Annotated in this window: 8 protein-coding genes; 6 read left to right on the top strand and 2 right to left on the bottom strand. The window is 59.3% G+C overall.

Annotation, left to right across the window (positions count from 1 at the left end):
* Positions 1-11: 11 nt before the first annotated feature.
* The 5 genes from CPY64_RS18910 (at position 12) to CPY64_RS18890 (ending at position 5,033) form a co-directional block, all read left to right on the top strand.
* On the top strand, positions 12-632 hold the full coding sequence (locus tag CPY64_RS18910) for a TRAP transporter small permease subunit (protein WP_042484576.1): 621 nt from the start codon (positions 12-14) through the stop codon (positions 630-632).
* Positions 629-1,912, top strand: coding sequence for a TRAP transporter large permease (locus tag CPY64_RS18905; protein ID WP_042484579.1), 1,284 nt, complete (start codon positions 629-631; stop codon positions 1,910-1,912). The genes CPY64_RS18910 and CPY64_RS18905 overlap by 4 nt, the downstream gene beginning before the upstream one ends.
* Positions 1,913-1,945: 33 nt before the next feature.
* On the top strand, positions 1,946-2,629 hold the full coding sequence (locus tag CPY64_RS18900; protein ID WP_042484582.1) for a DUF2848 domain-containing protein: 684 nt from the start codon (positions 1,946-1,948) through the stop codon (positions 2,627-2,629).
* Positions 2,630-2,671: 42 nt separating this feature from the next.
* The gene (locus CPY64_RS18895) at positions 2,672-4,027 is read left to right on the top strand and encodes an amidase (protein WP_042484585.1); all 1,356 of its coding nucleotides are present in this window, start codon (positions 2,672-2,674) and stop codon (positions 4,025-4,027) included.
* A gap of 70 nt (positions 4,028-4,097) precedes the next feature.
* Positions 4,098-5,033: a DMT family transporter gene (locus CPY64_RS18890; RefSeq protein WP_042484588.1), complete on the top strand. Its 936-nt coding sequence runs from the start codon at positions 4,098-4,100 to the stop codon at positions 5,031-5,033.
* 16 nt (positions 5,034-5,049) lie between these two features.
* On the opposite strand, the gene fmt is transcribed toward CPY64_RS18890, so the two are convergent.
* Positions 5,050-5,991 (bottom strand): methionyl-tRNA formyltransferase, encoded by a 942-nt coding sequence (gene fmt, locus CPY64_RS18885; RefSeq protein WP_042484591.1) that lies wholly within the window; start codon positions 5,989-5,991, stop codon positions 5,050-5,052.
* Positions 5,992-5,996: 5 nt separating this feature from the next.
* Complete coding sequence (gene def, locus CPY64_RS18880) at positions 5,997-6,515, bottom strand: peptide deformylase (protein ID WP_009460127.1); 519 nt, start codon at positions 6,513-6,515, stop codon at positions 5,997-5,999.
* A gap of 167 nt (positions 6,516-6,682) precedes the next feature.
* Here def and dprA point away from each other — a divergent pair, with 167 nt between their 5' ends.
* Positions 6,683-7,849, top strand: coding sequence for a DNA-processing protein DprA (gene dprA / locus CPY64_RS18875; RefSeq protein WP_042484592.1), 1,167 nt, complete (start codon positions 6,683-6,685; stop codon positions 7,847-7,849).
* The last annotated feature ends 146 nt before the right edge of the window (positions 7,850-7,995 follow it).

Raw genomic sequence — 7,995 nt, 5'->3', positions numbered from 1 at the left:
GGTTAGACGCCATGGAAAATACCGAAAAATTCGCCATGCTCAACCGCCTGCTGGCTGGCGCTACCAATCTGTCGCGCTATGCCATCTGGTTTGCTGGCAGCCTGACCTTGATCAGCGCTCTCTACATCACGGCCGATGTGCTGTTCCGTAAATTCAGCGGACGCTCGCTAGGCGGCTCCGATGAGTTGTCTGGCTATGCCTTTGCCATCAGCATCTCCTGGGCCTTGTCCTTTGCCACCTTGCAACGCGCCAATATCCGTATCGACGCCATCTACCAGCATCTGCCCGTGCGCCTTGCCGCCCTGCTGGACTGGATTGCCCTGGTCGCACTTTCGGTCTTTATTGTGTATCTGACCCTGTATGCCACCAGTGTGGCCGACATGTCCTGGACCAACCAGTCCACGGCGAACACAGCAATGGGCACTCCCCTGTGGATTCCCCAGTTTCTGTGGGTCGCAGGCCTGATCTGGCTGTGTGTCGTCCTGGCACTGATGCTGCTGCGCTCCAGCCTGGCCCTGATCACGGGCGACCTGAACGCCATCCAGAACCTGTGCGGCATTCGTAGCACCCAGGAAGAAGCTCTTGAAGAAGCCGAGGCCGGCCAACGCATGGTCCACGGAGACACCAAATGATTAGTACTGCACTGACTCTCCTGCTCGTTCTGATCGGACTGAGCATTCCCGTGGGCGCTGCCCTGGGCGTTCTGGGCCTGATTCTGGACCCGCTGTATTCCATGCTGCCGCTGACCGGCGCATTGGGTGAAATTTCCTGGGGCACCAGCAACGAATTCCTGCTGGTCGCTATCCCCCTGTTCATCATGCTGGGCGAAATCCTGCTGCGCTCGGGCATGGCTGAACGCATGTACAACGCCATGAGCCTGTGGCTGTCCTGGCTGCCCGGCGGCCTGATGCACGCCAATATCGGTGCCAGCGCCCTGTTTGCCGCTACATCCGGCTCCAGCGTGGCCACCGCTGCCACCGTCGGTACCGTAGCCCTGCCGCAGATCAAGAAGCAAGGCTATAACGAGCCCCTGTTCCTGGGCAGTCTGGCCGCTGGCGGTACCTTGGGCATTCTGATTCCACCGTCGATCAACCTGGTGATCTACGGCGTGCTGACCAACACCTCCGTGCCCAAGCTGTATCTGGCCGGCATTATCCCTGGTCTGGGCATGGCCTTGCTGTTCATGCTGACGATTGCTGCCGCATGTATGGTCAAGCCCAAATGGGGCGGTGCCAAGATCCAGGCATCCTGGAGCCAGCGTTTTGCCAGTCTGGTGCACCTGGTTCCACCATTGGGTATTTTCTTGCTGGTGGTCGGTTCGATTTACGCCGGGATTGCCACCCCGACCGAAGCGGCTGCCCTGGGTGTGGTCGGTGCGCTGCTGCTGGCCGCTTTCTCGGGCCGCATGAACTGGAAGATGATCAAGGAAGTACTAGAAGGCACCATGAAAGCCACCGCCATGATCATGCTGATCGTGATCGGTTCGGCCTTCCTGAACTTCGTGATGTCTGCTACCGGCCTGACCAATGCGCTGACCGACGCCATCACTGGCTTGGGTGTCTCGCCCATGGTCATGCTGATGATCATCGTGGTGTTCTACCTGGTGCTGGGCTGCTTCATGGAAACCCTGTCCATGATGATCACCACCATCCCTATCGTGGCCCCCATCATGATTGCCCTGGGCTTTGACCCGGTGTGGCTGGGTATTGCCATCATTATTCTGGTGGAAGTGGCGCTGATCACTCCTCCTGTTGGTCTGAACCTGTTTGTGGTCCAAAGCCTGCGCAAGAGCGGCAGCATGAACGACGTCATGATTGGCAGCCTGCCCTTTGTGATCATGTTGCTGGCCATGGTGGGCCTGTTGGCTATCTTCCCGGATCTGGCTTTGTGGCTGCCACGCCTGTTCGGTTAATCCCCATCTGTCTTTGAGTAAACGAGTACTGCTATGCGTTTGACTTTTGAACTGGCCCAGGCCACCCACACTGAAATCATCGAAGCTGATCTGCAGCATTGCATCGTGGCCGGCTGGGCTGGCCGCGACCTGGCTGCCATCGAGCACCACATTGAAGAGCTGGCCGAACTGGGCGTACCCCGCCCAAGCTCCGTGCCGTTGTACTACCGCATCGCCGCCAACCAGATGATCCAGGATGCCAACATCCAGGTTGTCGGTGCGGGCTCGTCCGGCGAGACCGAAGTGTTTGTGTTCAACCATCAGGGTCGCCTGCTGGTGAGCCTGGCCTCGGACCACACGGACCGCGTGCTGGAAGCCCACAGCGTGGCCCTGTCCAAGCAGATCTGCGCCAAGCCCGTTGCCCGCGAAGCCTGGTTGTTCAGCGACGTGGCCGAGTACTGGGACGAACTGATCATCCGCGCCTACATTCAGGAAGACGGCAAGGAAGTCCTGTACCAGGACGGTCCTTTGTCCACCCTGAAAAACCCGTTGGAACTGATCGAAGGCTATTTCCATTCCACCACCATGCCTGAAGGCTTTGGCATGACCTGCGGTACGGTCGGCGCCATCGGTGGCATTCGTCCTGCAACCCAGTTCACCATGGAACTGTATGACCCCCGCCGCGAACGCAGCATCCGTCATACCTACGTGACCGAAATCCTGCCTGAAGTAGCCTAAACTGGCCCAGCCCGCCCCACCCATTTATTTTGCGAGTGACCCATGCTAGCGACTATTACCGAACTGCAACGTGCTCTTGATCGTGGCGAAACCACCTCGGTCGAACTGACTCAGCAAGCCCTGGACCGTATCCAGGACGAAAGCCGTGACGGCGCTGCCACGTTCATCGAAGTGTTTGCTGAACAGGCTCTGGCAGCCGCCAAGGCCTCCGACATTTTGCGCGCCGCTGGTTTGAGCCGCTCGCTGGTGGAAGGTCTGCCCATGTCGGTCAAGAACTTGCATGACATCGCAGGCTACATCACCCTGGGTGGGTCGGCTGTACTGAAAGATGCGGAACCGGCCGAACAGAACGCCACCATTGTGGAGCGCTTGCTGCGCGCCGGTGCCATTCTGATCGGCTCCACCAATATGACCGAGTTTGCTTTCTCTGGTCTGGGCATCAACCCTCACTACGGCACGCCTCGTTCCGTCTGGGACCGTGACAATGCCCGTATCCCCGGCGGTTCGTCCTCCGGCGCCGGTGTCGCGGTTGCCCAGGGCATGTCGGTGTTCTCCATTGGTACTGATACGGGCGGCTCCATCCGTATTCCTTCGGCCTTTAACGGCCTGACCGGCTTCAAACCTACCGCCGAACGCGTTCCCAGCGAAGGCACCATGCCTTTGTCGCGCAGCCTGGACTCCAATGGCCCCCTGGCCGCCTCGGTGGAGTGCTGCGCCATTGTGGACTCCATCCTGACCGACCAGCCTTACGTGCCCGTGGCAACACCTGCCCTGGATACCTTGCGTCTGGCCGTGCCCAAGACCTTTGTGTTTGACGGCATTGATGAAACCGTGCGCGCCGCCTTTGACCGTGCCATCGCCCTGCTGCGTGAGCAAGGCGCTGTGGTTGAAGAAATCAATCTGCCCGAATTTGACCAGCTGCCACAGATCAACCGCAAAGGCGGCTTTGTCTGCGCCGAAGCCTGGTCCGTGCACCGCGACACCCTGCAAAGCAAGGGCGAGCAATACGACCCACGCGTGGCCTCCCGCATTCTGCGCGGCAAGGACATCGACTGCGCCGACTACATCGAACTGCAAGACACCCGTCAGGCCTGGATCAGCGCCGTGGAAAGCCGTCTGGAGCGCTACGACGCCGTTCTGATGCCTACCGTGCCCGTTGTCGCGCCCCGCATTGCCGATCTGAAAGAATCGGACGACGTCTACTTCGCCACTAACGGTCTGGTCCTGCGCAATCCCACCCTGATCAACTTCCTGGACGGCTGCGCCCTGTCCTTGCCTTGCCACGCCGCTGATGAGGCTCCTGTGGGCCTGATGGTGGCGGCTCCCGCCTACCACGACGAACACCTGCTGGCAGTAGGTTCAGCAATCGAACGGGTATTGCCCCTGCGCAAACGCTAATCCGGTAAGATTTACGTTCGTTCCAGGACGGCCATCCGGCCGTCCTTGTGCTTTTCGTCAGGAGCCTGTCATGAGCACACCCCAATCCTCCTCCTTGCCTCAGACCATGACACCCACGGTCTTTCCCTTGGCGGGGGTGCTCATTCTGATTCTGTCTTCCTGGGCCCTGTCGGGTCTGGATGCCAGCGGCAAATGGATCATGGGCTTCGGTGTGCCCCTGCTGGTGATGTGCTGGTTTCGCTATGTCGTCCACCTGGGACTGGTGCTGGCGCTGGTATTGCCGGTCAAGGGCCGCAAGATCCTGCGCAGCTCCCGCCCCAAAGCACAAATTCTGCGTGGCACAGTGATGATGCTGTCCACCTTCTCATTTTTCAACGCCTTGAGCTATCTACCTCAAGCCGAAGCCACCTCCATCAACTTTCTGGCCCCTTTGCTGGTGCTGTCAGTCGCCCCCTGGATTCTGAAAGAACCGCCGCGCATCAGTCGCTGGGTGGCTGCCGGAGTCGGCTTTCTGGGCGTGCTGATCATCATCCGGCCTACTGCTGGCTTGCACCCAATAGGGGTGCTGTTTGGTTTGATGACCGCCTGTCTGTTCGCCACGCAATTTATCGCAACACGTCGCGTGGCCGTGGACAACTCGCTGACCACCCTGATCTGGAGCGGTGCAGTCGGCAGTATCTGCCTGACCATTGCCCTGCCCTTTTTGCTGCCCGCCGCCCTGCCCGCCCTGAAAGAGCTGAGCTTTTTCCAATGGTTGATTCTGATCTCGACTGGACTATGGGGCTGTCTGGGCCATCTGCTGCAAATCCAGGCCTATCAACGCGCCTCGGCGTCTTTGCTGGCCCCGTTCGTGTATCTGCAAATTGTGGCCGCAGCCGCACTGGGGTGGCTGATCTGGGGTCAGTTCCCGGATATCTTTACCTGGATCGGGATTGCCGTGGTGTGTACCAGCGGCATTGTGATTGGGACTCTGGAGTGGCGGCGCCAGAGCAGAGCTGGCGCCTGAGTCCAGGTGGCAAGGCTTAGCGAGACTGCCAGCCCTGCACAAAGACGGCGACGGGCTGACGCTTGGAACCGGCTTTTTGCAGCTCCAGCAAACGCAACACACCTTCCCCGCAAGCCACGTCAATGCCTTGGGCACTGACGTTCAGAACCTCACCAGGTTCTGCTGAATGCTTTTGCTCTAGCGCCTGAGCGCGCCAAACCTTCACGGGCTGCTCCAAACCGGGCAGGGACAGGGTGGAGCCAGGCACTGGGTCAAACGCGCGAATACGGCGCTCCAGTTCCTTGGCCGGTTGGCCTAAATCCAGCACCGATTCGGCCTTGGACAGTTTCTCGGCGTAGGTCACACCTTCTTCTGGCTGGGGAGTCGCCTCCAAGGTGCCATCACGCACTTGCTGCAAGGCTTCCAGTAAGGCCTGTGCACCTAGCTGCGCCAAATCGTCATGCAGGGTTGCGGCACTGTGATCATCACGAATCGTCAGCTCGCTGCGCACCAGCATATCGCCGGTATCCAGGCCTTCATCCATCTGCATGATGGTAATGCCCGTGGCCGCATCACCCGCCTGAATTGCACGCTGAATCGGTGCCGCACCGCGCCAACGAGGCAAGAGGCTGGCATGAATATTGAAGCAACCATAGCGCGGCAGCTCCAAAGTCCACTTGGGCAAAATCAGGCCGTAGGCTGCCACCACCATCAGGTCCGGCTGTAAATCCAGCAAGGTCTGGCGGGCCTGGGCTGCTTCCTCGGGATACTTGCCATCCAGACGCAAGCTATGCGGCTGCAGCACCGGGATATTAGCGTTCACAGCGGCTTGCTTGACCGGGCTGGGACTGAGCTTCATGCCACGGCCAGCTGGACGGTCTGGTTGCGTCATGACCAAAGGAACATCAAAGCCCTGCGCTAACAGGGCTTCCAGGGCGATACGGGCAAAATCCGGGGTGCCGGCAAAAACAATACGCATGGCGACTATTGCCCTGCCTTCAGTGCTTCACGCTGCTGCTTGCGCAGACGGCTGCGGATACGCTCACGCTTGAGCACGGACAGGTATTCCACAAACACCTTGCCATCCAGGTGATCCAGCTCGTGCTGAACACACACGGCCAGCAGGCCATCGGCTTCTTTCTCGTACCACTCGCCTTTTTCATTCTGAGCCTTGAAGCGAATATTGGCGGCGCGCTCGACCTTGTCGTAGGTATCGGGCACAGACAGACAGCCTTCTTCGTACACCTTCAGCTCTTCGCTTTTCCAGGTGATTTCCGGGTTGATCAGCACCAGCAATTCATTGCCGCTTTCCGACACGTCAATGACCACCACGCGCTCGTGCACGTCAACCTGCGTCGCGGCCAGGCCTACGCCAGGCGCGTCATACATGGTCTCGGCCATATCCTTGACCAGTTTGCGAATACGGTCGTCGACCTCCTGCACAGGTTTGGCAACCGTGTGCAGACGTGGGTCAGGAAATTTAAGGATGGGAAGCAAAGCCATTGTGATGTCCGAAGAAAAAGCGATAAGTCGATATAATAAAACAAGTTTCAGGGCGGCACCCGATTGCCCCGGCACCACACGAAGCCCTAGCAAAAAAACGGTCTTCACCCTGGATAAAACAGTCCAGGCCAAACAGAACAATTATCGGTTTCGTGCCACACTACCTTATGCCTCATTATTTTAGCTCGGGTGAAACCTCGGATGAAATCTCGGAAGAATTGCGTGCCTGGTTGCGCCTGTCGCTAGAGCCGGAGCTTGCGCCCGCCCAGGCCCGGCAATTGCTGGCTGCCTGCGGGCTGCCGCCGCAGATCTATCAAAGCTCGGTTCAAACCCTGTCGCGCCATATCCCAACCGAACTGGCTGTACAGCTAAGCCAGGAACCGCTGGACGAGTTGCAAGCACAGGTTGAACAAGCGGTGGAATGGCTCAAGCAGCCCAATCACCATGTCGTTACGCTGGCCGACCCCACCTATCCCGCCTCCTTGCTGGACCTGCACGACGCACCGCTGCTGCTCTATGCCAATGGCGATCTGGGTGTCTTGCAGCGCAAAGGACTGGCTATCGTAGGGGCACGCAATGCCACCCAATCCGGCCAGGAAACCGCAACGGATTTTGCCGCTACCCTGGCATCCAGGGGCTGGTGCATCATCAGTGGTCTGGCCAGCGGCATCGACCAGGCCGCACACAAAGGAGCCTTGAAAGCCGGTCCACCATCCGCAGGCACTATTGCCGTGATGGGAACGGGGCTGGATCTGGTCTACCCGGCGGCACACCGCGATCTGGCTCATCAGATCAGCGCTCACGGTCTATTGCTTAGCGAGTTTCCTTTGGGCACCCGCGCCATGCCCCACCACTTCCCACGCCGCAACCGCATTGTGGCGGCTCTGGCCAAAGGCGTACTGGTGGTAGAAGCCGCAAAACAAAGCGGATCCCTGATCACGGCCCGGCTGGCCGGAGAGCTAGGCCGAGAGGTTTTTGCCATTCCAGGTTCCATTCATTCCCCTTTGGCACGCGGCTGCCATGCCTTGATACGTCAGGGTGCCAAGCTGGTGGAAAGCGCCCAGGACATTCTGGATGAACTGGGCAATGTGCAAGGCGACTTTAATCTGGATGCAGCTCCCCAATCTGGCGCAAAGCCCAACCCCTATGAGGCCTTGCCCGAGGAATTACGCCCTATTCTGGAGCGTATCGACTTTGCGCCACTCAGCCCCGAACAGCTGATGCGGCGTACAGGGCTGCTCGCGACCGAGTTGCCTGCTGTCCTGGCCGAACTGGAGCTGGCCGGCTGCATAGAGCCTCTGGCAGACGGGCGATTCCAACGCATCAAGCCCTAGGAGCCGGCAGGACCACACTGCAGCATGGTCTGCTCATTTACATCGAAACCCCGGTCACGTCGCCTGCTTATAGGGCTGTTCCTAGGGGGCCAGCCCTGGCCTTCAAGAGGTATCATGACGAATACGTAAAGGCCTCCAGGCCCAGC

This window comes from Alcaligenes faecalis (assembly GCF_002443155.1).
GTDB lineage: Bacteria > Pseudomonadota > Gammaproteobacteria > Burkholderiales > Burkholderiaceae_B > Alcaligenes > Alcaligenes faecalis.
This window is presented reverse-complemented; position numbering and strand designations above follow the sequence as displayed.